Annotated in this window: 26 protein-coding genes, 1 tRNA gene, 1 rRNA gene and 1 pseudogene; 16 read left to right on the top strand and 13 right to left on the bottom strand. The window is 70.7% G+C overall.

Annotated features, from left to right (window positions below):
• Positions 1–28: 28 nt before the first annotated feature.
• Together BDK63_RS14430 and BDK63_RS14435 are read left to right on the top strand one after the other, a co-directional pair.
• Entirely contained in the window at positions 29–703 is a 675-nt protein-coding gene (locus BDK63_RS14430; protein ID WP_183333164.1) for an SOS response-associated peptidase, read from the top strand.
• A gap of 23 nt (positions 704–726) precedes the next feature.
• The gene (locus BDK63_RS14435) at positions 727–3594 is read left to right on the top strand and encodes an insulinase family protein (RefSeq protein ID WP_183333165.1); all 2868 of its coding nucleotides are present in this window, start codon (positions 727–729) and stop codon (positions 3592–3594) included.
• Positions 3595–3789: 195 nt separating this feature from the next.
• Here BDK63_RS14435 and sbcB read toward each other — a convergent pair whose 3' ends face one another.
• The 4 genes and pseudogenes from sbcB to minC form a co-directional block, all read right to left on the bottom strand.
• Positions 3790–5277, bottom strand: coding sequence for an exodeoxyribonuclease I (gene sbcB, locus BDK63_RS14440; protein ID WP_183333167.1), 1488 nt, complete (start codon positions 5275–5277; stop codon positions 3790–3792).
• 77 nt (positions 5278–5354) lie between these two features.
• Positions 5355–5606, bottom strand: coding sequence for a cell division topological specificity factor MinE (gene minE, locus BDK63_RS14445; protein WP_183333169.1), 252 nt, complete (start codon positions 5604–5606; stop codon positions 5355–5357).
• Positions 5603–6421 carry a septum site-determining protein MinD gene (gene minD / locus BDK63_RS14450; RefSeq protein ID WP_183333171.1) on the bottom strand — a complete coding sequence of 273 codons (819 nt, stop codon included), beginning with the start codon at positions 6419–6421 and terminating at the stop codon, positions 5603–5605. Before minD ends, minE begins: the two co-directional genes overlap by 4 nt.
• Before the next feature lie 63 nt (positions 6422–6484).
• Positions 6485–7233: pseudogene (gene minC, locus BDK63_RS14455) on the bottom strand (septum site-determining protein MinC).
• A gap of 257 nt (positions 7234–7490) precedes the next feature.
• On the opposite strand from minC, the gene BDK63_RS14460 reads away from it, so the two are divergent.
• Positions 7491–10277 carry a DUF349 domain-containing protein gene (locus tag BDK63_RS14460; protein WP_183333175.1) on the top strand — a complete coding sequence of 929 codons (2787 nt, stop codon included), beginning with the start codon at positions 7491–7493 and terminating at the stop codon, positions 10275–10277.
• Between the two features lie 117 nt (positions 10278–10394).
• Here the strand turns inward: BDK63_RS14460 and phbB are convergent, their stop codons facing one another.
• The gene (gene phbB, locus BDK63_RS14465) at positions 10395–11141 is read right to left on the bottom strand and encodes an acetoacetyl-CoA reductase (RefSeq protein WP_183333177.1); all 747 of its coding nucleotides are present in this window, start codon (positions 11139–11141) and stop codon (positions 10395–10397) included.
• Between the two features lie 190 nt (positions 11142–11331).
• On the opposite strand from phbB, the gene BDK63_RS14470 reads away from it, so the two are divergent.
• Positions 11332–11408, top strand: a tRNA-Met gene (locus BDK63_RS14470).
• Positions 11409–11469: 61 nt separating this feature from the next.
• Here BDK63_RS14470 and BDK63_RS14475 read toward each other — a convergent pair.
• Complete coding sequence (locus BDK63_RS14475; protein WP_183333179.1) at positions 11470–12252, bottom strand: DUF3750 domain-containing protein; 783 nt, start codon at positions 12250–12252, stop codon at positions 11470–11472.
• Between the two features lie 81 nt (positions 12253–12333).
• On the opposite strand from BDK63_RS14475, the gene BDK63_RS14480 reads away from it, so the two are divergent.
• Entirely contained in the window at positions 12334–13269 is a 936-nt protein-coding gene (locus tag BDK63_RS14480; protein ID WP_183333181.1) for a tetratricopeptide repeat protein, read from the top strand.
• Between the two features lie 76 nt (positions 13270–13345).
• On the opposite strand, the gene BDK63_RS14485 is transcribed toward BDK63_RS14480, so the two are convergent.
• Positions 13346–14521 (bottom strand): MalY/PatB family protein, encoded by a 1176-nt coding sequence (locus BDK63_RS14485; RefSeq protein WP_183333183.1) that lies wholly within the window; start codon positions 14519–14521, stop codon positions 13346–13348.
• Between the two features lie 54 nt (positions 14522–14575).
• On the opposite strand from BDK63_RS14485, the gene BDK63_RS14490 reads away from it, so the two are divergent.
• Positions 14576–15010 carry a hypothetical protein gene (locus BDK63_RS14490; RefSeq protein ID WP_183333222.1) on the top strand — a complete coding sequence of 145 codons (435 nt, stop codon included), beginning with the start codon at positions 14576–14578 and terminating at the stop codon, positions 15008–15010.
• A 12-nt stretch (positions 15011–15022) separates the two neighbouring features.
• Here BDK63_RS14490 and BDK63_RS14495 read toward each other — a convergent pair whose 3' ends face one another.
• Positions 15023–15361: a hypothetical protein gene (locus BDK63_RS14495; protein ID WP_183333185.1), complete on the bottom strand. Its 339-nt coding sequence runs from the start codon at positions 15359–15361 to the stop codon at positions 15023–15025.
• A gap of 49 nt (positions 15362–15410) precedes the next feature.
• Here BDK63_RS14495 and BDK63_RS14500 point away from each other — a divergent pair, with 49 nt between their 5' ends.
• From BDK63_RS14500 to BDK63_RS14525, 7 genes are all read left to right on the top strand, one after another.
• The gene (locus tag BDK63_RS14500) at positions 15411–16223 is read left to right on the top strand and encodes a hypothetical protein (protein WP_183333187.1); all 813 of its coding nucleotides are present in this window, start codon (positions 15411–15413) and stop codon (positions 16221–16223) included.
• A 71-nt stretch (positions 16224–16294) separates the two neighbouring features.
• A complete protein-coding gene (locus BDK63_RS14505; RefSeq protein WP_183333189.1) occupies positions 16295–16702 on the top strand; it encodes an acyl-CoA thioesterase in 408 nt (135 codons plus the stop codon).
• Entirely contained in the window at positions 16699–17169 is a 471-nt protein-coding gene (gene ybaK, locus BDK63_RS14510; RefSeq protein ID WP_183333191.1) for a Cys-tRNA(Pro) deacylase, read from the top strand. The genes BDK63_RS14505 and ybaK overlap by 4 nt, the downstream gene beginning before the upstream one ends.
• An 82-nt stretch (positions 17170–17251) precedes the next feature.
• Positions 17252–17578: a hypothetical protein gene (locus tag BDK63_RS14515; RefSeq protein WP_183333194.1), complete on the top strand. Its 327-nt coding sequence runs from the start codon at positions 17252–17254 to the stop codon at positions 17576–17578.
• The gene (locus BDK63_RS14520; protein ID WP_183333196.1) at positions 17550–18071 is read left to right on the top strand and encodes a DUF501 domain-containing protein; all 522 of its coding nucleotides are present in this window, start codon (positions 17550–17552) and stop codon (positions 18069–18071) included. The genes BDK63_RS14515 and BDK63_RS14520 overlap by 29 nt, the downstream gene beginning before the upstream one ends.
• 46 nt (positions 18072–18117) lie before the next feature.
• On the top strand, positions 18118–18240 hold the full coding sequence (locus BDK63_RS18700) for a hypothetical protein (protein ID WP_281379297.1): 123 nt from the start codon (positions 18118–18120) through the stop codon (positions 18238–18240).
• Between the two features lie 140 nt (positions 18241–18380).
• Positions 18381–18935 carry an LOG family protein gene (locus tag BDK63_RS14525; RefSeq protein WP_183333198.1) on the top strand — a complete coding sequence of 185 codons (555 nt, stop codon included), beginning with the start codon at positions 18381–18383 and terminating at the stop codon, positions 18933–18935.
• Positions 18936–18968: 33 nt separating this feature from the next.
• On the opposite strand, the gene BDK63_RS14530 is transcribed toward BDK63_RS14525, so the two are convergent.
• Together BDK63_RS14530 and BDK63_RS14535 are read right to left on the bottom strand one after the other, a co-directional pair.
• Positions 18969–19469, bottom strand: a complete 501-nt coding sequence (locus BDK63_RS14530) for a hypothetical protein (RefSeq protein WP_183333200.1) — start codon at positions 19467–19469, stop codon at positions 18969–18971.
• Positions 19470–19539: 70 nt separating this feature from the next.
• Complete coding sequence (locus tag BDK63_RS14535; RefSeq protein WP_183333202.1) at positions 19540–20055, bottom strand: tetratricopeptide repeat protein; 516 nt, start codon at positions 20053–20055, stop codon at positions 19540–19542.
• Between the two features lie 230 nt (positions 20056–20285).
• On the opposite strand from BDK63_RS14535, the gene BDK63_RS14540 reads away from it, so the two are divergent.
• Positions 20286–21317, top strand: a complete 1032-nt coding sequence (locus tag BDK63_RS14540) for an NADP(H)-dependent aldo-keto reductase (protein WP_183333204.1) — start codon at positions 20286–20288, stop codon at positions 21315–21317.
• 96 nt (positions 21318–21413) lie between these two features.
• A complete protein-coding gene (gene yaaA / locus BDK63_RS14545) occupies positions 21414–22193 on the top strand; it encodes a peroxide stress protein YaaA (RefSeq protein WP_183333206.1) in 780 nt (259 codons plus the stop codon).
• 6 nt (positions 22194–22199) lie between these two features.
• Here yaaA and BDK63_RS14550 read toward each other — a convergent pair whose 3' ends face one another.
• Positions 22200–22775 carry an isochorismatase family protein gene (locus BDK63_RS14550; protein WP_183333208.1) on the bottom strand — a complete coding sequence of 192 codons (576 nt, stop codon included), beginning with the start codon at positions 22773–22775 and terminating at the stop codon, positions 22200–22202.
• A 119-nt stretch (positions 22776–22894) separates the two neighbouring features.
• On the opposite strand from BDK63_RS14550, the gene BDK63_RS14555 reads away from it, so the two are divergent.
• Entirely contained in the window at positions 22895–23710 is an 816-nt protein-coding gene (locus BDK63_RS14555; protein ID WP_183333224.1) for a Tim44 domain-containing protein, read from the top strand.
• Between the two features lie 91 nt (positions 23711–23801).
• On the opposite strand, the gene BDK63_RS14560 is transcribed toward BDK63_RS14555, so the two are convergent.
• Both BDK63_RS14560 and rrf read right to left on the bottom strand, forming a co-directional pair.
• Complete coding sequence (locus tag BDK63_RS14560; RefSeq protein ID WP_343065328.1) at positions 23802–23999, bottom strand: hypothetical protein; 198 nt, start codon at positions 23997–23999, stop codon at positions 23802–23804.
• Between the two features lie 190 nt (positions 24000–24189).
• A 5S ribosomal RNA gene (gene rrf / locus BDK63_RS14565) occupies positions 24190–24280 on the bottom strand; the annotation flags it as partial.

A 24280-nucleotide genomic window follows, 5' to 3' on the forward strand; every position in this document is an offset into this window, starting at 1 on the left:
CTGTCGTCCCACCGTTCGCGGAGTGCCCATGGCCGGCCGACTGCATATCGCCCCGCTCGACCTCGCCCAGCTGATGCCCGACCTGACGGTCGACGCGCCGCTGGTGACCAGCCCCAACCTGGCGCCGCGGCGCACGCTCTCGGCCATTCGGCTGGAGGCCGGGGTGGCGCACCTGGGCCGGCTGTTCTGGGGACTGACGCCGCCCTGGCTGGAGGTGCTCGACCACGCCCCCCACTGCGCCCGGGCCGAGTCGCTGGAGGCACGCCCGATGTTCCGCGAGGCCTTCCTGGCGCGCCGCTGCCTGGTCCCTGCCAGCGGCGTCTATGCGTGGAAGGCGCAGGCACGCTTCAAGCAGCCCTTCCTGGTCACCCGCGCCGACCGCGGCCCCCTGCTGCTCGCGGCCATCTGGTGCCGCTTCCACACCAGCCTCGCGGAGCACACCGACTCGCTGGCGCTGGTCACGGTGGCCACCAGCCCGCTGCTGGCGCCGCTGACCGACCGCCTGCCGGCGGTGATCGAGCCCGACGCGGCGCGTCGCTGGCTCGACCCCCGGACGCCCCCCGACACGGCCCGCGCGCTGCTGGTGACCGCTCGCGAGGAACTGTTGGGCGCTTTTCCGGTATCTAGACGAGTGAACAATCCCGCGAACCAGGAGGCGGCCTGCGCCCACCCCATCGGCCCCATGCTGTGCCGCCGCGCCTGATGCCTTCCCGACAAGGAGAGACGATGTCCACCGTCCTGCCCCCCGCCCCTGCGCGATCGCCGGGGCGTCTGCTCGGGCCGCTGGCCCTGGCGGCCGCCCTGCTGGTCAACGGCGCCACGGCCGCCCCCCAGGAGGGTGTCGCCGAGGCCATCACCCCGATCGTCAGCCCCCACGATACCCGGGACTACCGGGTACTGACCCTGGAGAACGGCCTCACCGCCCTGCTGGTCAGCGATCCCGAGGCCGACAAGGCCGCCGCCTCCATGAATGTCTCGGTGGGCAGCGCCCAGGACCCCCAGGACCTGGCCGGCCTGGCCCACTTCCTCGAGCACATGCTGTTCCTGGGCACCGAGCCGTTCCCCGAGGCGGACGCCTACCAGGGCTACATCACGCGCCACGGCGGCAGCCACAACGCCTTCACCGCCCCCCAGGACACCAACTACTTCTTCGATATCGACCCGGCGGCCCTGGAGGGCGCCCTGGACCGGTTCAGCCAGTTCTTCGTCTCGCCGCTGTTCAATGCCGATCGGCTGGAGAGCGAGCGCAACATCGTCCACTCCGAGTACATGGCCCGCATTCGTGACGACGGGCGACGCGAGAACGACGTGCTCAACGAGCTGCTCAACCCGGACAACCCCACCACCGGCTTCTCGGTGGGCAGCCGCGAGACCCTGGCCGACCCGGCCGACGGCGAACCGAGCCTTCGCGAGCGGGTGATCGACTTCTACGAGCGCCACTACGACGCCAATGTCATGCACCTGGCGCTGATCGCCCCGCAGCCGCTGGACGAGCTCGAGCCCCTGGTGGCAGAACGCTTCGCCGCCATTCCCGACCGCGGGCTCTCGGCCCCCGAGATCACCGCGCCGCTGGCGCTGAGCGGCACCCTGCCGCAACGGGTCGCGATGCAGTCGGTGCGCGACAGCCGCCAGCTGCGCTTCCTGTTCCCGATCCCCGACCCCATCGCCGAGTATCGCCACAAGCCCGCCGACCTGATCGCCCACCTGCTGGGCCACGAGGGCGACGGCAGCCTGCTCGCGGTGCTGCGCGCCGCCGGCTGGGCCGACGGCCTCTCCGCCGGGGTCTCCCGCGGCGACGGCCACCATGCCCTGTTCAGCATCGGCATCAGCCTGACCCCGGCCGGCGCCGAGCAGCGAGACGCCATCGAGGCCACCCTGTTCGATGCCATCGAACAGATCCGCGAGGGCGGCCTCGAGGCATGGCGCCATGACGAGAAGGCGCGACTGGCCGAGCAGGAGTTCCGCTTCCAGCAGCATGGCTCGCCGCTGCAGGGCGCCATGCGCCTGGCCATGAACCTGTCGCGCTTCCCGGTGGAGGACGTGCAGTATGCCGCCTACCGCATGGACGGCTTCGAGCGCGAGCGTGCCGAGGCCTACCTCGACGCCCTCGATCCGGACAACCTGATCCGCCTCTACAGCGCCCCGGACGTGGAGGGCGAGCGGACCTCGCCCTGGTTCCACGCCCCCTGGGCCCACGACGGGGGGGAGGACAGGCGCGACGCGGGCGGCGAGGCCACGGCGCTGACCGGCCTGGCGCTGCCCGATCCCAACCCCTATATCGCCGAGGACATCACGCTGCTCGAGGCGCAGGACGAGCGCCCGCGGCGGCTGGTGGAGGAGCCGGCCTTCGACCTCTGGCACATGGCGGATGTCACCTTCACCACCCCCAAGGTGGAGTGGCGCTTCAGCCTGCAGCACCCCGGCGCCGCCCACTCCGCAAGGGACGCCGCCCTGGCGCGACTGCTCGCCGGCTGGCTGGATGACAGCCTCAACGAGGCCCTCTATCCGGCGCGACTGGCCGGCCAGCACTTCGAGGCCTATGCCCATGCCCGCGGCATCACCCTCTCCTTCTCCGGCTGGCGCGATCGCCAGGAGCGGGTGATGACGCGGGTACTGGAGCAGCTGCAGCACGGCGAGGTGGAACTGGCCGACTTCGAGCGGGTGCGCTATCGCCTGCAGCGGGAGTGGCGCAACGCTCCCCAGGCGGCGCTGCATCGCCAGGCCGGCCGCACCCTCGCCGAGGCGCTGGTGCGGCCCCAGTGGCCCAGCACCGCCCTGCTGGAGGCGAGCCGCGAGCTCGACGTGGAGGACCTCCGCGAGGCCCGCGACGCCCTCCTGGCCGAGCTCCGCCTGGAGGCCATGGCGGTGGGCAACCTGACCGCCGAGCGGGCCGAGGCCCTGGGCCGCCAGGTGGCCGAGGCGCTTGCCCCGCGCCTGGCGGCCGATGCCATTCCCGAGCTCACCCCGCTGCGCGCCGACGCCGACCTGCCGCGCCTGACCCCGCACACCAGCCGCGAGGAGTCCGTCCTGCTGCGCTATCTGCAGGGCCCCGACCGCTCGCTGGCCAGCCAGGCGCAGCTGGCGGTGCTCGGCCAGCTGATCGACACGCCCTTCTATCAGCGCCTGCGCACCGAGGAGCAGCTGGGCTATGTGGTCAATGCCGGCTACTCGCCGATGCTCGATGCGCCGGGCCTGGCGCTGCTGGTGCAGTCGCCGGATACCCGCAGCGAGGCGATCGATGAGCGCATCGATGCCTTCCTGGACGACTTCGCGACCCGCCTGGAGACGCTGGAGGAGGAGGCCCTCGCCCCCTACCGCCAGGCCGTGCATGACCAGTTGACCCGTCGCGACACCAGCCTCTCCGGGCGCGCCGGCCGGCTATGGCAGGCGATGTCCTTCGGTGATACCGACTTCGACCGCCGTGAACGGCTCGCCGAGCGCGCCCTGGCGGTCTCCGCCGAGGAGCTGCGCCAGGCCTGGCATCAGCTGCGCGAGGCCGCCGCCGTCCAGGTCGCCTTCGACCCCGGCGATGAGCCCGACGACATCCTGGCCCTGACCCGCCACCTGGATCCGCTCCCCGAGTTCGAGGAGTAGCCGTCACCCCGCCCGCAGCGACAGCGCCCGGCCAAGGCCGGGCGCATGCTAGTCATTGGGAACGATGAGAATTTCCGTCGCGAGCGAAGAGAGGCTGGCCGCCGCCGGAGCACAGCGACCGGAGTTGACTGGCAGCTCAATGAGGATCGTGAGCACCGCCGGCGGCCAGGATATCGAGCGCAGCAGGAAATTCGTTCAGTCGAAGGCCTGGGGTGGCATGATCGCCTCCACATGCATCACCAGCTCCTCGAGGACCTGGCGGTCACGGTCGCTGAGCGCCACCTGGTTGAGGCGTTCGATCTCGCGGGCGAAGCCCTTGAGGGTCAGGCCGGCCACCGCCGCGTCGTTCATCCGCGCCCAGCGGTAGGCCTCCCACTGCGCCAGCTCCTCGCCCTCCAGGGTCTCGGGGTAGCTGCGCGCGCGATAGCGGAACAGCATCTCCTCCAGGCGCGGGTCCTGGAAGGCGAAGCGCGCCCCGACCAGGTCCCAGGGGTCGGTGTCACGGACCCGCTGCATCTGCTGGCGGTCGGCCGGCGAGAAGAACCCCCCGGAGTAGAGCATCAGGTCCGGGTCCCCGGGCCCCTCGGGCGGCGGCTCGGCGAACACCTCGGCCACCCGGCCGGCCACCTCGGGGCGGGCATTGAGCTGCTTCCAGTGGGCCCGGCAGGCGTCCACGTCCAGGCCCAGGCGCGCGACGATCTCGCCATACTCGCCCTGCTGCGGCCCCTCCACGTCCTTGAGGGCGCTGGCGGGGAAGAGCACCGGGCACTTGTTGACATGGATCACCTTGAGCGGGATGCGCTCGGTGCCCTCGGCCAGGTCGTCGTTGCTGACGAAGACGCGCCGGCGGATCTGCTCCGCCGTCAGGTCGAACAGCGGCGCCGGGTCCACCGACAGGTCGTAGACGATCACCCCGTTGGGGTTGGTGGGATGCTCGGCCAGCGGCACCACCAGGGCACTGCAGCCGCGGCTCGCCGGATAGCGCCGCGAGATGTGCAGCACCGGCTTGCGCCCCGGCACGTCGAGCAGGCGGGCCACCGCCCGCTTGCCGCGCAGTTTCAGCAGGTAGTCGAAGAGCTTGGCATTGCACTCCCGGAGCCGGCGCGCCAGGGCAATGGTCGCCCGCACGTCGGCCAGGGCATCGTGGGCCCCCTCGTGGGCGATGCCGTTGGCGGCGGTGAGGTCCTCGAGCCGGAAGCTCGGCGCGCCGTCATCGCGGGTCGGCCATTCCATGCCGGTGGGCCGCAGGGCATGGAAGGCGCGAACCACGTCGATCAGGTCCCAGCGGGAATTGCCGTTCTGCCACTCCCGGGCATAGGGGTCGATCAGGTTGCGGTAGAAGAGGTGGCGACTCACCTCGTCGTCGAAGCGCAGCGTGTTGTAGCCCAGCGCACAGGTGCCGGGTTCGCTCATCAGCGCCTGGATGCGCCCGGCGAACTCCGCCTCGGGCAGCCCGCGACGGCGGGCCTGCTGGGGCGTGATCCCGGTGATCAGGCAGGCCTGGGGGTGGGGCAGGTAGTCATCGGCCGGCTTGCAGAACCACTCCACCGGCTCGCCGACCTCGTTGAAGTCGGCATCGGTGCGGATCGCGGCGAACTGCGAGGGGCGATCGCGGCGCGGATCGGCACCGAAGGTCTCGTAGTCGTGCCACAGGAAGGTCAGCGGGGCGTCGGGCGGCGCCATGGGCAAGGTCTCTCCGGCGAATCAGGCATGGAGGCCACAGCCTAGCACAGCACCGCGCACCCCTCAGCCGGGGGCGATCAGCCCCGCGGCAGGGTGACGTTGAGCTCCAGCACCGAACAGTTGTCCTCGCTGTCCAGGCTGATGTTGATGGCATCGTCGTCCACCTGGACATAGCGCCGGATCACCTCCAGCAGCTCCTTTTCCAGCAGCGGCATGTAGTCAGGCTGCCCGCGCTGGCTGCGCTGGTGGGCCACGATGATCTGCAGCCGCTCCTTGGCGACCGACGCGGACTTCTTGCGCTCTCGCTTCAGGAATTCGAGCAGTTTCACCGGCGACCTCCTCCGAACATGCGGCTCAGCAGGCTCTTCTTCTGGTACTCGTGGAAACGCAGGGGCACGTCTTCGCCGAGCAGTCGGGCCACGGTGTCCGTGTAGGCCTGGCCGGCATCGCTGTCGGCGTCGTGGGTCACGGGCACCCCCTGGTTGGAGGCACGCAGCACCGCCTCGGACTCCGGGATCAGCCCGATCAGGTCGATGGCGAGGATCTCGCGGATGTCGTCGAGGTTGAGCATGTCGCCGCTGTCGACCCGACCCGGATTGTAGCGGGTGATCAGCAGGTGCTCCTTGATCGGCTCCTCGCCACGCTCGGCGCGCCGGGTCTTGGAGGCCAGCAGGCCGAGGATGCGGTCGGAGTCACGCACCGAGGAGACCTCGGGGTTGGTGACCACGATCGCCTCGTCGGCGAAGTACATGGCCAGCTGCGCGCCGCGCTCGATGCCCGCGGGGGAGTCGCAGAGGATGTAGTCGAAATCCTTGCCCAGCGTCTCCAGGACCTTCTCGACCCCCTCCTGGCTCAGGGCGTCCTTGTCGCGGGTCTGGGACGCCGGGAGGATATGCAGGTTGTCGACCCGCTTGTCGCGGATCAGCGCCTGGCTGAGCCCGGCCTCCCCCTGGATGACGTTGACCAGGTCGTAGACCACGCGGCGCTCGCACCCCATGATCAGGTCGAGGTTGCGCAGCCCCACGTCGAAGTCGATGACCACGGTCTTGTTGCCTCGCAGCGCCAGGCCGGTGGCAATGGCTGCCGCGCTGGTTGTCTTGCCGACGCCCCCTTTGCCGGAGGTCACAACGATGATCTTGGCCAAGTTACGCTTCCTGTCAGTCGGTAGGTGGTAATGGGGTGTTGACGATGGCGACCCTGCCCGGGGTCAGGCCAGCGGCGTGATGCCGAGCTGGTCGCCCTCGAGGCGCACCTGGACGGTGGTGCCCAGCAGGCAGGGGTCGATGTCCTCGAGGCGCTTGTAGTTGCCGGCCACCGAGAGCAGCTCGGCATGCAGTTCACGGCAGAAGATCCCCGCCAGGGGATCGCCGTGGATGCCGGCCAGGGCACGCCCGCGCAGGGCGCCGTAGACGTGCACGCTGCCGGCGGCCAGCACCTCGGCCCCGGCGTTGACCGACCCGACCACCACCAGGTCACCCTCCGGCGAGGTCACCTGCTGCCCCGAGCGCACCGTGCCACGGTAGATGCGTCCGCCGCTGGAGACGCCGGGCGGCGCCTCGATCTCGGCCGCGGCGTCCGCCGCCGACTCGGCCTCGCCGGGGGCCACGCTCTCCAGGGGGCGCGGCCTGGCGGCCTCCTGGGGCGGAAACCAGCCGAGCCCCAGGGCCCAGGCCGACTGCTTGACCGGCTCGGGCCCGCCGCGCACGGCCACCGGCAGCAGCTTGTGCGCGCGACACACCGCGCAGATGCGCTCCAGGGCGAGGTGGGGCTCATCGAGCTTCTCGACGCTGAGCACCACCGGGGTATGCTGGAAGAAGGCCGGGGACTGGCTGAGCTTGCCGGCGAGCTGGTCGCGAATCCGCTCGGGGTCGGCGCTGGTCAGCTCCATGACCGTCATCGGCAGCATCCCCCCTTGAAGGTGAAGGCCATGCTGTCCCTGTCCACTTTGAGGCTCATTGCCGAACTCCACGTCAGTGTTGGTCGGGGTATCGACTCAAAGCTAAGCGAGTGACACGCCCCCTGCAACTGATCATAAGCCCAGCCGCGGGGGCTTGTCAGTGTCTCCCATCGGCCACACCCTGCCGGGGAGACGGACTTTTCCCCAGCGGCGGCGCGTGCTTAGATATTCCAACGCCCCTCGGTCACCTTCATCGACATCTACAACAACAGGCCTGCGCGTCCCGGTGCGTGATGCGCCCCTCTCAGGATCACCCATGTCAGGACTCCTTCGCCGCCTCTTCGCCCCCCGCTGGCAGCACCCCGACCCGGCCGTGCGCCGCCAGGCGATTCCCCGCCTCGACCCCGCACGGGAGGAGCATCGCCAGGCCCTGGAGCGCCTGGCCCTGGACGACGATGCCGAGGTGCGTTCCGCCGCCCTGGCACGGCTCGACGACCCCGCCCGCCTGATGGCGCTGCTGGACGCCGCGCCGGCCTCCGCCGAGCTTTCCCGTCGGCTCGTCGAGCTGCTGAGCGGCCGCCAGGGCAGCCTGGAGCTGGGCGCGCGCATCGCCCTGGTCGAGCGGCTGGCCTCCCCTGACCTGCTGGCCGAGATCGCCCTGCAGGGCGACAACCAGCAGCTGCGCCTGGCCGCCCTGGAGAGGCTCGACGACGAGGAGGCCCTGATCCGCCAGGCCTGCGACAACGGCATCGCCGCGGTACGCCATGCCGCCGCGGCACGCGTGCAGAGCGAGGCCGGGCTGGCCCGGCTGGCCCAGTCCGCCCGCCGCGACCGCCAGGTGATGCGCCAGGCCCGGGAGCGCCTCAACCGCATCCGCGCCGACGCCGCCTCGCTGGCCGCCGCGCGCGAGCGCCGCGAGGCGCTGCTCGCGGACCTGGAGCGCCATGCCAGCGCCCCCTGGGAGCCGCTCTATGCCGGTCGCTTCCGCCACCTGATGCGCGAATGGAGCAGCCTGGAGGACCTGCCCGATGCCGGCCAGGAGCGCCGCTACCAGGATGCCTGCCTGCGCTGCCGCAAGGTGATCGGCGACCACGAGGCCCACCAGCGCTCCCGGGAGGCGGCCCACCAGCGTCGCGAGGATGCCGACCAGACCCGCGAGGCCCTGGTGGAAGCCCTCGAGGAGAGCCTTGACGCGCTGACCCGCAGCGACGGCATCACCGACCAGGACATCGCCAGCCTGCGCGCCCAGAAGCAGCTGCTCGACAACCGCTGGCAGGCGCTTTCCGACCAGCACCTTCCCGACGAGGCCCTGCGCAAGCGCTACGACAAGGCGCGGCGAGGCTTCGACCGCCTCAGCCAGGCCTGGGTCAGGCTGGAGGAGCGCGCCGGCGAGATCGAGCGCGCGCTGCACGATGGCGACGACGAGCGCCTACAGGCCCTGGTGGAGGCCGTCGGCTGGCCCGAGGGCCTGGCCCCCTCGCCGCTGCTGCAGCGGGCTCGAACGCACCTGGCGCGGGAGAGCGAGGCAACGAACGGGGACGACCTCGAGGCGCGGCTGGCACGCTTCGTCGACGAGCTCGACCAGTTCGAGCGCCTGCTGGAGAGCGGCGCCTTCAAGGGGGCCAGTCGACTGCACCAGCGGCTGCGCCAGGCCGCCGAACGGCTTCCCGACCGGCAGCTGCAGCCCCACGAGGCGCGCCTCAAGCGGCTGGGCGCCCGGCTGGCCGAGCTGCGCGACTGGCGCGGCTTCGTCGCCGGCCCCAAGCGCGACCAGCTCTGCCAGGCCATCGAGGCCCTGGCCGACGAGGCGGGGGCCAGCGACGGCGCCCTCGATCGCCGCCATCGCCAGCTGGTCAAGGAGTGGAAGTCGCTGGGCGACGCCGCGGCCAACCGCGAGCAGTCCGCCCGCTTCCGTGCCGCCTCGGACCGCATCCATGACCGTCTCGCCCCCTGGCGGACGCGGCTTGACGAGGAGCGCCAGCGCAACCTGGCCACCCGCGAGACGCTCTGCGAGCAGCTCGAGACCCTGCTGGCCCAGCCCGCCGAGGAGGCCGACCCGGACGCCCTGCGCCACATCCGCGACAAGGCCCGCGAACAGTGGCGCCACGCCTCTCCCGTGCCCCGCGACCAGGCAGAGGCCATCGGGCGGCGCTTCGGCCGCATCCGCCATGAGCTCCAGGCGCTGATCGACCAGCGGGCCCACGCCATCGCCACCGCCAAGCGCGAGCTGATCGACGAGGCGCGGGGCCTGCTCGAGCAGCCGCTGCCCGCCGCCCGTCGCGCCGATCAGGCCAAGGCCCTGCAGCGTCGCTGGCGCGAGCTGGGCCGGGCCCCCAAGGGCGAGGAGCAGGCGCTGTGGCGCGAGTTCCGCGGCCTGTGCGACCAGATCTTCGCTTCCCGGGAGGCGGAGCGCGACGACCGCGCCCAGCGGGCCCGGGAGCGCCTGGAGGCGATGCAGGCCCTGATCGATCGCCTCGACGCCTGGCACCCCGCCAGCAGCGACGACCAGGCCGTGCTCGACGCGGCGATCCGTGACGCCGCCGCCCTCGAGCCACTGCCCACGGGGCGGCGCACCGAGGGCATGCGCCGGCGCTGGTCGGGCATCGTGCGCGCCCGACGCGAACGCCTCGAGCGCCTGGCGGTGATCGACGAGGTGGAGGGCTGGCGCGCGGTCCAGCCGCTGCTGGCCGAGCACCTGGCGGCCGACGCCGACAGCCTGGCCGGCGAGGCCAGCCGCGACGTCGGGCTGCCGGAAGGCCTGTCCCTCGCCGAGGACATGCGCGGCGCCCATGCGCGGCGCAACGCGGCACGTCTCGAGCCCTCCAGCCCCTCGGAGGTGGCCGAGCGGCTGGCCAGGGTCCGGGTGCACCTCTCGCTGCTGGCGGTGGGGCGCGTCAGCCACCGGGACGACCCGCTGCGGCTGGCGATCCAGGTCGAGCGCCTCAACGAGAACCTCGGCCGCGAGCTCTCGCGGGCCGAGGAGGTCCGCGGCGTGCTGCGCGAGCTGCTGGCCACCGGCCCCGTCTCCCCCGAGCTGTGGGCCCACGAGGTGGGTGAACTCGATCGCCTGCTCGAGCACCTGACCCGGCTCCCGCCTCCCTGACCCCTGCCGGTCTGCCGGTCTGCCGAGAACGCGAAAGCGCGAGGGATTGCCTCGCGCTTTCGCTTGCCACGCCCCGCGACCGCCTCGGCCGCGGGGACGTCATGACAGGGAGGGCGATCAGCCCATGAACTGCCCGCCGTTGATGTCGATGTTGGCGCCGGTGATGAAGCCGGACTCCTGGTGGGCCAGGTAGGCCACCAGGCGACCGATCTCCTCGGGCTTGCCGTAGCGCTTGACCGGGATGGTCTCGCGGATCGACTCGCGCACCTTCTCGGGGATCTTCATGATCATGTCGGTGGCGATGTAGCCCGGCGACACGGTGTTCACGGTGATGCCCTTGGTGGCCGTCTCCTGGGCCAGCGCCATGGTCAGGCCATGCATGCCGGCCTTGGCGGCCGAGTAGTTGACCTGGCCGAACTGGCCCTTGCGACCGTTGATCGAGGAGATGTTGATGATGCGGCCGTACTGCTGCTCGAGCATGGAGTCGAGCACGCTGCGGCAGGTGTTGAAGACGCTGTTGAGGTTGGTGTCGATGACCTCGTGCCACTGCTCCGGGGTCATCTTCTTCATGGTGCCGTCGCGGGTGATGCCGGCGCAGTTGACCAGCACACCGACCGGGCCGTGCTTCTCCTCGATCTCCTTGACCCCATTGACGCAGGCATCGAAGTCCACCAGGTCCACCCCGGCGATATCGATGTTGGTGTAGCCATCCGACTTCTGGGCCTCCAGCCAGGTCTTGGCCTTCTCCGGGTTGTGGTAGCCGGCCACCACCTGGTAGCCCTCGTCGGCCAGGGCGCGACAGATCGCGCTGCCGATACCGCCGGTTCCACCGGTTACCCAAGCAACGGTTGCGTTGTTGGCCATTGTTACCTCCCTATAGTCATGACGCTGAGCGGGCCGGCCGGGTCGGGCCGGCACCGGAATTATTCTCGATGAAGTTGCCAACCAGATGACAACTTCGCGCAGTATGGACCACAGAGTGCAGGCGGGACGAGCGTTTGAACCTGCACCCTTGACTAAAGGGGTAATCCCTGTAGAATACTCCTCACGTTGATGCGGGGTGGAGCAGTCTGGTAGCTCGTCGGGCTCATAACCCGAAGGTCATCGGTTCAAATCCGGTCCCCGCTACCAAATTTAAGAGAAAGGCCAGAACCCACCAGTTCTGGCCTTTTTCATGCCTACGATTTCAGATTCAGCGGTCCCCGCTGCCGCCCCCTTCCCCCTTGATGGTGGGTGCCATGCCCAGCCGGCCGACGCCGGGCAGCTTGAGCGCCGGGCGGCGCAGGTCGAGGCCCAGCGACAGCCCCAGCAGGTTGACCTCGATGCCCTCGTCCCGGCCCAGCGTCAGGCCCAGCACGCCGCCGGCCGATGCCGTCAGGCCCCGCCCGCCAGGCGCCGCGGCCAGCAGGCCCTCGAACAGGTAGTCCTTGCCCACCGCGGTGACCGGCAGCACCGCCTCGAGCCCCTCGACCTCGCGCACCACCCAGGCGGTGAAGGTGTTGCTGTTGGGGCCGGGCCAGGCCCGATAGGCCGCCGGGGCCGGATAGGCGGCCACCGCGGCCTCGATCCGGGGAATCAGCCGCTCTGCCGCCTCGCCCCGGTAATCGGCCAGCAGGGCCGGCGGGTTGCCGTACCAGGCGCGATCCGGCACCCGCGTCGCCTCGGACACCAGGGCGGGACGACGCCAGCTGAGCACGTGGTGCATCCGCCAGGCCTCGGCGCCCGCCTCCCGGGTGGCGATCCAGGTATGCACCCCGAAGGCACCCCGCCAGCCCCAGGTGCGCGCGGCGTAGAGCTGCACCACCGCGCCGGGCGCCACCCCCGGCGCAGGCGCCAGCCCCGCCGGCTCGCGGCTGGCTGAGGCCCAGTGCCGCCCCTCCCCCTCGGCCTCGGTGGCCAGCATCCACAGCGGCCCGGCCAGCAGCAGGGCCAGGGTCACGACCATCCCGGCCAGCAGCCGCAGGATTCGTCTCATCACCGGTGCGTCTCCCCTTGAATCGCCGCCTGACCACCCGCATCTTGTGAGGGAATTCACTCTGACCCGGGACCCCACACCATGTCCATCGTCGACCCGCGTACCGGCGAGCCGCTCGCCACCGATCCTCCTGCCGGCGATTCGACCGCCACGGCGCCCGCCGGCCAGGAGGCCGAGGTGATCATCGACGTCGACCAGGGCAACATCCAGCAGGTGCTCGAGCTCTCCATGCAGGTGCCGGTGCTGCTCGACTGCTGGGCCCCCTGGTGCGAACCCTGCAAGAACCTGATGCCGGTGCTCGAGAAGCTGGCCCGGGAGTATCGCGGGGCCTTCATCCTCGCCAAGCTCAACATCGACGAGAACCAGGAGATCGCCGCCCAGCTGGGGGTCCGCTCGGTGCCCGACGTTAAGCTGGTGAGCCAGGGCGGGCTGGTCGACCACTTCCAGGGCGCCCTGCCCGAGAAGCAGATCCGCGAATGGCTCGGCCGCTACTTCCCGGCCCCGGAGGATGCCCCGGCCAGCCCCGAGGAGCAGGCCGCCGAGGCGCTGGCGGCCGGCGATGCCGCTACCGCCCGCGCCCTCTATGAACAGCTGGTGCAGCAGCACCCCCAGCACTATCCCTACCAGGTGGAGCTGGCCCGCAGCCTGGTTGCCCTGGGCCAGGGGGAGGATGCCCGCGCCCTGCTCGACAACCTGCCGCCGGAGGAGCGTGACGCCGCCCCGGCCCGCGGCGTGCGCGCCAGCATCGAGTTCGGCGAGGAGGCCCCCTCCGCCGAGGCCATCGCCGCCCTGGAGGGCCGGGACGACAGCGAGGCCCGCTACCAGCGCGCCCTCCGCCGGGTCGCCGACGGCGACTACGAGGCGGGCCTGGAGGACCTGCTGGCCCTGATGAAGCAGGACCGCGCCTGGGGTGACGATGCCGCCCGCAGGACCCTGCTGCGGGTCTTCGACGCCCTGGGGGCCGACCATCCGCTGACCGTCGCCTACCGTCGCAAGCTGTTCGCCCTGCTCTACTGAGCGGTCAGCGGCGGGATCGCCCGGGGCATCCGCCGGCACGTCGGAAAGGGCCGCCCGCCGGCGGCCCTTGCGCCGTTCAGACCGCCAGCACGCGATCCAGCCGGGCCAGCGCCGCGTCCAGCTGGGTGGCCGTGGTGCCGAAGTTGAGCCGCGCGAAGCCCGGCCGACCGAAGTCGGCACCGTCGGAGAGCGCCACCCCCGCCCGCTCGAGCAGCGCCTTGCAGGGCGAATCGCCGCCCGCCAGGGTCGTCGCCCGGCGCAGGTCGAGCCAGGCGAGGTAGGTGGACTCGGGAGGGCTCATGGCGACCCCTGGCCAGCGCGCCACCCGCTCGACCAGTGTGCGGCGGTGGCCACGCAGCACCTCGAGCAGCACCTGCCGCCACGGCTCGCCGCGGCCGTAGGCTGCCTCGGCCGCCACCAGCCCCAGCACGTTGCCATCCGGCTGCAACCCCCTGGCCACCGCGGTGAAGCGGCGCCGGAGCCCCGCATCGGGGATCACCGCGCAGGCGGTGGTCAGGCCGGCCAGGTTGAAGGTCTTCGACGGCGCCCAGAGGGTCAGGGTACGCTCGGCCAGCTCGGGAAAGGCCGCCGCCAGCGGCACGTGCCGCGCCCCGGCGTCCAGCAGCAGGTCGCAGTGCAGCTCGTCGGAGACCACCCGCAGGTCGTGGCGCACCGCCAGCTCGGCCAGGCCGGCCAGCTCGTCGCGGGTCCACACCCGCCCGGTGGGATTGTGGGGCTGGCACCAGAGCAGCAGCCGCGTGCGGGGCGTGATCGCCGCCTCCAGGGCCTCCAGGTCGAGCCGCCAGGGTTCGCCGGGGGCCTCGGGTTCGCGCATCGCCGCCTGCTGGGGCAGCCGGCCGGTGCGCTCGGCCACCCGGAGGAAGGGCGGATAGATGGGCGTGACCGTCAGCACCCCGTCTCCCGGCTCGGTGAGTGCCAGACTGGCCAGGTGCAGGGCCGGCACCACCCCTGGCAGCCAGTGCTGCCAGGCCGGCTCGATGGCCCAGCCGTAATGCTCGGCGCTCCACGCGCAGAGGGTCTGGCGCAGCGAATCGGGTACCAGGCCGTAGCCGAAGACGCCGTGCTCGACCCGGGCGTGCAGGGCCTCGATCACCGCCGGCGGCGAGAGGAAGTCCATGTCGGCGACCCACAGCGGCAGGACCTCCTCGCCGTGGCGATGCCACTTCTGGGAGGGCCACTCCCCCCCGGCCGGGTGGCGGCGCTCCACCGGCGTGGCAAAATCGAACTCCATGCGCCCTCCCTCATCAGCACAGCGAAACGGGACAACCATCAGATGAACCAGACCATGCCCCAAGACGGCTTCTATGCCAAGGTACGCCGCGGGCTGCCCGCCCTGATCGGCCAGTGGCGGCGACTCGGCCAGGGCGACGAGGCGCGCCTGGCGCTGATCCTGGCCGAGACGGCCCGGGTGGCAAAGCTCGGCCAGCCGGAGGCCACTCCCGATGCCGCGACCCTGGCCGCCTGGAGCGAGCCCGAGGCCGGCGACGCCATCCCGCTGTGGGCGGCCCGCACCGCCACCTTCCTGCTGGTGCAGATGCCGGCACGGCCGTTGCCGCAGGGCGAGGACGAGGCCTGCGCCTGGGCCTACTGCTGGCTGCGCAACCGCGACTTTCCCGACCACGCCAGTGCCGAGGCGGCCCTCCCCGAGCATCTGCGTACGCTCCTGGCGGGGCCCCTCAAGGCGGCCTGGATGGACCGCCAGGGGCTGCGGCTGATCTAGCTCCCGACGACCTCAGCGCCGCCGCGGCGGCCGCTTGGGCTTGAAGCCGGCGGGTTTGGTGGCCAGCCATTCGACGAAGGTGCGAATCTCGGGGTGCCCCATCAGCGCCTCGCGGCTGCGATAATGGTCGGCCAGCTCCCGTTCGCCGAGCACCGCGTGGATATGCCGGTGGCAGGGGTGACAGAGCCAGAGGATGGCGGTCAGCCGCTCGACCCGGTCGAAGCGCCGCCGGTAGCGCGCCTTGCCGTGCAGCGAGCGCGGAATCAGGTGGTGCCGGGTCAGCGGAGCCGCACGCCCGCACAGTTCACAGGTATCGGGTCGCGGCGGCGGTGACAGCTCGTGGCCGGCCATGCACTCTCCGGGGATCTGGATGCCTCCCTGACAGGATAAGGAAAACGAGATGGAAGTTCCCCTGAGCTGGCAGCTGGCCAAGCTCGCCGTGTCGATCGGCATGGTGCTGGGCCTCGGCGCCATCGCCGTGCGCGTCAGCCCGCGTATCGCCGGCCTGCTCGCCGGCTACCCCCTGGGCACCGCTATCGCCCTGTTCTTCATCGGCCTCGAGCTCTCCCCCGCCTTCGCCGCCGAGAGCGCCGTGCATACCCTCGCCGGCTTCACCGCCACCCTGGCGATGGGCGGCGGCTACCTGCTGTGCGGGCGCCGCGAGGGCTTCCGCGGCGTGCTCGCCGGCACCGCCGGGGGGCTGGCGGCCTTCCTGGCCACCGGCCTGGCGCTGACCCAGGTCGAGTTCACCCGGGTCACCGGCACCCTGACCACCCTGGTGGCCATCGCCGCCTTCCTGCGCCTCTACCGGCGCGTGCCCGACGTGCGGGTAACGGCGCGGGGCACGGTCACCTGGCCGGCCCTGATGCTGCGGGCGCTGCTGGCGGCGGCGATCATCTTCGCCATCACCGGCCTGGCCCACGTGCTCCCGGCGGCCTGGGCCGGCGTGATGTCGGCCTTCCCGATCAGCATGTACCCCATGCTGGTGATCCTGCACCTGGCCCACGGCCCGGGACCGGTGGCCACGGTAATCAAGCACTATCCCGCCGGGCTCGGCGCCCTGCTCTGGTATGCGCTGTGTGTCTCGCTCACCTACGACCGCCTCGGGCTGGCCCTGGGCACCCTGGCCGGCTTCGCGGTGGCCACCGTCTGGCTGCTGGCCTGGACCCGCCTGCAGGCCTGGCGCAGGACACGCAACGCCGTCGCCGCCTAGCCGGGGCTTGACCAAGCGCTTGCTCGGGGCAAGGCTGTATCCCTGACACGACAACCACAAGGAACCCGCCGATGTTCGTTCGCAAAGTCGAACCCGCCTTCTACGACACCGATGCCCTGGGCCACGTCAACAACACCCGGCTGCCCGCCTGGTTCGAGCTGGCCCGCAACGACCTGTTCCGCCTGTTCACCCCCGACCTGGACCCGCGCAAGTGGCGCCTGATCATGGCCCGCATGGAGGTCGACTACCGCGCCGAGCTCCAGTATGGCCAGGAGATCGAGATCCGCACCTACGTCTCGCGCCTGGGCAACAGCTCCTTCACGGTCAGCCAGGAGGCTCGCCAGGCCGGCAAGCTCACCAACCTCGGCCACACCGTGATGGTGCACTTCGACCATGAGGCCAAGCGGGCCATCCCCATCGAGGGCGAGCTTCGCGAGGCGCTGGAGGCCCACCTGCAGAAGGAGCCGGCCGACGCATGACCCCTGCCGTCAGAGCGCTCGAGAAGGCCGGGGTCGACTTCACCCTGGCCGAGTATGCCCACGATTCGCGCAGCCCGGCCTATGGCGAGGAGGCCGCCAGCGCCCTGGGACTCTCGCCCGACGAGGTCTTCAAGACGCTGATCGCCCGGCTCGACGACGGCCGCCTGGCGGTGGCCATCGTGCCGGTCTCGGGCCAGCTCGACCTCAAGGCCCTGGCCCGCGCCGCCGGGGCCCGCAAGGCCCGGATGGCCGAGGCCGAGGAGGCCGAGCGCGCTACCGGCTACGTGGTCGGCGGCATCAGCCCGCTGGGCCAGAAGCGCCGCCTGCCCGCCTTCCTCGACGCCAGCGCCGAGGCCCTGCCGGCGATCCATGTCAGCGGCGGGCGCCGCGGCCTGGAGATCCGGCTCGCGCCCGGTGACCTGCTGCACCTCACCGGGGCCCGCCTGGCCTCGATCGCCCGGGCCTGACCGAGCGAGCCGAACGGCTCCGCCCGCTGTCCCAACGACATGGCCGGCCCGGCCGGCAACCGATGACTGACAGGAGGTGGTCATGGCCATCCGCTACGACCTCTGGCTGGACCCCGACAATGTCGCCCGCCACCGCGCGGTGGAGGCGGACCTGATCCGCTACTTCGTGGAGCGCTTCGCGGACTACCCGCACATCCGCTTGTTCGGCGCCGACCCCTACGATTATGATGCGCCGTTCAATCGCCTCTATGACGTGCTGATGGCCCGGGCCGGCGAGTACTGCGAGCGGGAGTGGCGCTACGCGCCCACCCCCGAGCAGCTCAACCGCGCCTTCTTCCTGGCCGTCGGCCAGTCCAACAAGTTTCTACGGGACCCCGACGATGGTGATCCGCACCGATCAGACCCCTGACGAGCGCCAGCTGGCAATCATCGCCGAGCAGCTGGGACGCGCGCCGCGCGGCATCGAGACCGTGGCGGCCACCGACGGCGAGGGCACCCCGCTGGTGCTGCGCATGGCGCCCATCGTCGATGGCAAGCCCTTCCCGACCCTCTACTGGCTCAGTTCGGAGCGGCTCAAGGTGGAGATCTCCCACATCGAGGCCGCCGGGGTGATCAAGCGGCTCGAGGCGCGCCTGCAGGAGGACCCCGAGTTCCTCGCCGCCTACCACGCCAGCCATCGCGACTACGTCGAGGCGCGCTGGCGCTTCATGAGCGATGCACAAAAGGCTGAGGTAATCCGGCTCGGCTATGATGGCGTGCTCCGGGAGCGCGGCATCGGCGGCATCGCGAACTGGGACCAGGTGCGCTGCCTGCATACCCAGTACGCCCATCACCTGTGTGGCCACAACGTCATCGGCCAGTGGATGGACGCCGAATACGACGTGGCGGCCTGCCTCCCCTGAGCCTGCACCCTTTTCCCTGACCCCAAGCCCCAACAAGGAGCCCCTGATGTACGTCGATACCCATGTCGTTGCCAGCCTCGTCCTGATCGCCAGCATGTTCGTGATCACCGGCGTCGGCCTCAAGCTGCTGAGCCAGGCCATGAAGCGTGATGCGGAGGGCATGCGCTGAGCCGCGACACACCCGACCGCGAAGGGCGCCATTCGGCGCCCTTCGTCGTTCCGGGCATGGGACGGGCTTGCGGCGTTGGCCCCGCGGCGCCAGCATAGGCCCTGCCAGGAGGCGAAAGCGCCCCCGCCAAGGAGAAGAGCATGTCGAGATTCTGCGTCTATCTGGGCTCACGGGACGGCCGTGACCCGCAATTCCTCGAGGCCGCGCGCCGGCTCGGCCGCGAACTGGCCTGGCGCGGCCACACCCTGGTCTATGGCGGGGCCCGCATCGGCCTGATGGGTGCCCTGGCGGACGCGGCCATGGTCGAGGGTGGCGAAGTGGTCGGCGTGATGCCCGACCACCTGGTGGAGCGCGAGCAGGCCCACCACGGGCTCAGCGAGCTGATACGCGTGCGCAACATGCACGAGCGCAAGGCCAGCATGGCCGCCCACGCCGACGCCTTCATCGTGCTGCCCGGCGGCATCGGCACCCTCGAGGAGTTCTTCGAGGCCTGGACCTGGCACTACCTGGGCCTGCACGACAAGCCCATCGGCGTGCTCGATACGGCCGGCTTCTATGCGCCGCTGCTGGCCTTCCTGGACAGCACGGTCGAGCACGGTTTCCTCAACGCCCGCACCCGCGCCGAGCTGTTCGACGCCACGGAGCCGGCCGAACTGCTGGATATCCTGGAGGGACGCCTCGCCGAGATCGGCTGAGGCCGGGGGAGCGTCCGGCAGGGGTCGCGGGGGTCAGGCGTCGCCGGCCAGCTCGCGGGTCCGCTGGTAGGTGAGCTGCAGCAGGCGGGCATCCTCGCCCGCACGGTGCCGATGGATGCCCAGCTCCTCGATCAGCGCCTCCTTGGTGGACTTCCACAGCGCCAGCTGCCCCTCGCTGAGCAGCTTGCGCAGGGCCTCCAGGCGGAAGGCGGGCAGCATGCCGGCATGGTGGAAGAGCAGCGACAGCCAGGTATTGTCGTAGCCCCAGCTGTCGCTGTAGGCGATGCCGATCTCCCCCAGCTCGTCGTTGAGCCAGCGAGCCACCTGACGCACGGGATGGCCCTCGCGATGCAGTCGCGCACGGGAGATGCCGTGCAGCAGCTCCGCCTTGGGATCCCAGTGGGTCCACTCGTCTAGGGGATGGATCAGGAAGGCACAGCTGCTGCCGTCGGGACGGGCCAGGCCGACCTCGATGGGGTAGCTGCCGCGCCCGAACCCGGACGCCTCGATATCGAGCAGTGTCGGTAGCGTCACGGTGGGGCGGGTCCTCGAGGCTCGGGGCGGATCGACACGGTTGGCCGGGGGTGCCCGGCCGGTCGAGGTCCTAGTGTCGCGTCTCGGCTTCGCCGCTGTCCAGCGCATCCCCCAGGCCGGCAGCGCGGTCGGCGAGGTGCTGCCAGTGGCCGGCGCGCTCGGCGTCCACCGGCAGGCCCAGCTGGCCTTCGCGATAGGCGCGCGCGAGGCGGGCGGCGGCCAGGGGGTGACCGGCCTCGCCGGCCCGGGCATACCAGGTCACGGCGTGGTCATCGCGGCGCGGATAGAGGGCACAGCCGTGCTCGTGGATCTGTCCGGCCTGGTACTGGGCACGGGCATCGCCTGCATGGGCCGCCTCGAGCACGTAGCGGGCGCCGCGCGCCTTGTCCTGGGGGCTCATGCCGCGATGAAAGAGCATGTGCCCGTACAGCGAGAGCGCCGCCGGATGGCCGGCATCGGCACAGCGCTGGAAGAGGTGCATGGTCAGCCGCTGGGTGCGCGGCGAACGCGGAAGCCAGCGGGTATGGAACAGCTGTTCCGCCAGACGATACTCGAGCCGGGTGAACAGTGATGATGCCTGCGACATGGCCAACAACCGGATCCTGTGAAAAGCGAGAAGATGACGGCGCGCACCACCCTGTGCTCGGCGTCTCCTGACTGCCTGATCGACTGGCCCCGAGAGCGCTCCCGGGGCAAACGGGCGGCCAGCATACGCCCGCCCTTGCGGTGACTCAACCCCTGTCATTTGCTGCCTTGGTCGAGCTGCCGCTACCATGCCGTTTCCAGATCACGAGATCCTTGCAAGGGGAAAGACGGATGCAGACGCGACCGCTTGGGAACACCGGCATCGAGGTCAGCCGACTCTGCCTGGGCACCATGACCTTCGGCGAGCAGAACAGCGAGGCCGAGGCCCACGAACAGCTCGACCGCGCGGTGGCCTTCGGCATCAACTTCATCGATACCGCCGAGATGTACCCTGTCCCCCCCCGGGCCGAGACCCAGGGCCGGACCGAGGCCTATATCGGCAGCTGGCTGAAGCGCCGCGGCGCCCGGGACGACGTGATACTCGCCACCAAGGCGGCCGGCCCAGGCCTCGAGCACATCCGCGGCGGCCCGCGCCTCACCCGCGACCACCTGCACCGTGCCCTCGACGACAGCCTTGCCCGGCTGCAGACCGACTACGTGGACCTCTACCAGCTGCACTGGCCCGACCGGAAGACCAACTTCTTCGGTCGACTCGGCTATGTGCATGACGAGGAGGAGGACGCCACCCCGCTGGAGGAGACGCTGTCGGCACTCAGGGAACTGGTGGATGCCGGCAAGGTGCGCGCCATCGGCCTCTCCAACGACACGCCCTGGGGGGTGATGCGCGCCCTGCACCTGGCCGAGACCCTGGGCCTGCCCCGCGTGGCCTCCGTGCAGAACCCCTACAACCTGCTGAACCGCAGCTTCGAGGTGGGACTGGCCGAGATCGCTCACCGCGAGGCCGTCGGCCTGCTGGCCTACTCGCCGCTGGGCTTCGGCGTGCTCTCCGGCAAGTACCTGGACGGGGCGCGCCCGGCGGGGGCCCGGCTGACCCTCTTTGAGCGCTTCCAGCGCTACACCTCACCGCTGGCCGAGCAGGCAACCCGCGACTACGTGCAGATCGCCCGCGACGCCGGCCTGGATCCGGCCCAGATGGCGCTGGCCTTCGTCAACTCGCGCAGCTTCCTGACCAGCAACATCATCGGCGCCACCACCATGGACCAGCTGGAGGACAACCTGGCCAGCGAATCCCTCAAGCTCGACCAGGGCGTCCTCGAGGCCATCGAGGCGGTCCACGCCCGACTGCCCAACCCCTGCCCCTGACGCCCTCGTGGGCCGGTGGGCTATCACCGCGATAGCCCACCGCCGGCGGCTCGCTTGGTATACTCGTGGCACTCTCACCAGGATCAGGAGCGCCCCATGCTGAGCGTGATCTCCCCCGCCAAGACGCTGGACTTCGAGACGCCGGCCACCACGGCCATGCACTCCCAGCCCGACCATCTCGACCGCAGCCGCGCGCTGATCGAGATCCTGCGGGACTACTCGCCCCAGCGGCTCAGCGACCTCATGGGCATCAGCGACAAGCTGGCCGGCCTCAACGCCGCGCGCTTCGCCGAATGGCAGCCCCCCTTCACCCCGGAGAATGCCAAACCCGCCGCCCAGGCCTTCCAGGGTGACGTCTACGTCGGGCTCGAGGCCGGAAGCTTCAGCGACGAGGACAACGCCTTCGCCCAGGAGCACCTGCGGATCCTGTCGGGCCTCTACGGCCTGCTGCGCCCCCTGGACCTGATCCAACCCTACCGCCTGGAGATGGGCACCCGGCTGGAAAACCCCGCCGGCCGCGACCTCTATGCCTTCTGGCGGGAGACCCTGACCGCCGAGCTCGATCGCGCGGTAGCCGCCAGCGGCAGTCGCGTGCTCGTCAACCTGGCCTCCAACGAGTACTTCAAGGCGATCGATGCGAAGGCGCTGGAGGCACGGGTGATCACCCCGGTGTTCAAGGACGAGAAGAACGGCAAGCTCAAGATCATCAGCTTCTATGCCAAGAAGGCGCGGGGGCTGATGGCCGCCTGGATGATCCGCGAGCGCCTGGACGACCCGGAAGGCCTCAAGGGCTTCAACGTCGCCGGCTACACCTACAACGCGGCCATGAGCGAGGGCGACACCCTGGTCTTCACCCGCCCGGAAGGCGCCGCCTGACGCTCCCTAGACAAACACCAGCGGCCGCGCCGAGCGGCCCTTGAGGAAGCGGCGGTGGGCCTGCTTGAAGCGCTCGTCGTCGCAGCGGTGCAGCCACTCGTAGGCCACCATGTCGGCGCTCACCGCCACGGCGCCAGCCTGGACCATGCGCTCCCGGGCCAGTCGTGCCTCGCCGGCCCGGCGGCTGGCACAGGCCTCGGTCAGCCAGTAGACCTCGTAGCCCGCCGCCAGCAGCCCGAGCCCCGTCTGCATGACACAGATATGCGCCTCGGTGCCACACAGCACCACCTGGCGCCGGCCGCTCTCCGCCAGGGCCGCCACGAACGCCGGGTTGCCGCAGGCGTCGAAGGTGAGCTTCTGCCAGCGTCGATGCCCCGGCAGCGCTTCCAGCAGCCGCGGCTCGCTGCCGCCCAGCCCCTCCGGATACTGCTCGGTGACCCACACCGGCACCTCGATCGACTCGGCCAGCCCCCCCAGCCAGGCCGCCTCGGTGACCGCCTGGTCGCCGTGCTCGATCACCGGCAGCAGCCCCGCCTGGAGGTCGACGATCAACATCAGGCTCTCTTCACGTGTCAGGCGCATCGGCAGACTCCATGTCGCTACGGTTGTTGTCGTGAGCCCCCAGCATAGCCGGTAGAATGAACCGACTCGACCCCTTCCCCATCCAACCGGAAGTCACCCAGACCCTGGAGGCACCCCTGATGCGTCACCTTCTCGCCATGCTGGTCGTCGGGCTCTTCACGCTCGGCCCCGCCCTGGAACTCGCCGAGGCCCGCCGCCTGGGTGGCGGCGGCAATGTCGGCAGCTTTTCTCGCTCGGCGGATCGCCCCGCAGCAGCACCCAACCAGGCCGCGCCTGCCCGGCAGGGCCAGCAGCAGGGGGCGGCGGCCGGTTCGCGCATGCCCGGCATGCTGGGCGGCCTGCTCGCCGGCGGCCTGCTGGCGGCGCTGTTCTTCGGCGGCGCCTTCGACGAGCTGCGCCTGATGGACATCCTGATCGTGGCCGCCATCGGCTTCCTGCTCTTCCGCCTGCTGGCCCGCCGTCGTCCCGCCATGGCCGGCGCGGGCAGCGGCGATGCCATGGCGCGCCCCCAGCCCCAGGCCTTCCAGGCCGATACCCCGCCCATGGGCGTCGGCGGCGCCTTCACCGGCGAGCCGGAATGGTTCGACCGGGAGCGCTTCCTGGGCGGTGCCAAGGAGCACTTCATGACCCTGCAGCGCGCCTGGGACAACAACGACTTCGCCGGCATCCAGGAGTATGTCACCCCCGAGCTCTACAACCTGCTGCGCGAGGAACGTGCCCGGCATCCGGCCAACAACCGCACCGAGGTGGTGCGGCTCTTCGCCGAGCTGGGCATGGTCCAGGAACTGGGGCAGCAGGCCGAGGCCACGGTGATCTTCCACGGCATCCTCGACGAGAACGACGAGCACAACGAGTTCAACGAGACCTGGCACCTGGTCCGCGAACTGCGTGACGATGCTCCCTGGTACGTACGGGGCATCGAGCAGAACGGCTGAACGACTCGGCGGGCAGGCTCCCGCCGGGTATCCAGACACACAGAAGGCCGGGCGAATGCCCGGCCTTCTGCATATCATGCCTTGCCTGCCATCAGTTGCCTTCGGCAGCGTCCTGGATGGACTCCCCCATCTCCTCGACGCCCTCCCCGGCATCCTCCATGGCCTCATCGATCTCCTGGCCGGCTTCCTCCGCCGGGCCGGGGTCGTCCTGGCAGGCCACCAGGCCACCCGCGAGCATGGCGATCAACAGCGCCAGGCCCAGCCTCTTGAGCATATCGGTCTTCATCATCGTCTCCTCCTGAGAACTCGGTATCCGAGGATCCTGCAAGGCAGTATCCGTCTCCACCCTAGTCCAGACACCCGGCCGGCTCCACTACCGGCTGCAACACCATGTAACGACATCGCTACATGCCGACGACGGCGCCCGAAACGCAAAAAGCCCCGTGCTCTTTCGAACACGGGGCTTTTCTTCAATAGGTGCCTGACGATGACCTACTCTCACATGGGGAAACCCCACACTACCATCGGCGCTAAGCGGTTTCACTGCTGAGTTCGGCATGGGATCAGGTG

This window comes from Halomonas campaniensis, assembly GCF_014193375.1.
In the GTDB taxonomy this organism is placed as follows: Bacteria; Pseudomonadota; Gammaproteobacteria; order Pseudomonadales; family Halomonadaceae; genus Halomonas; species Halomonas campaniensis.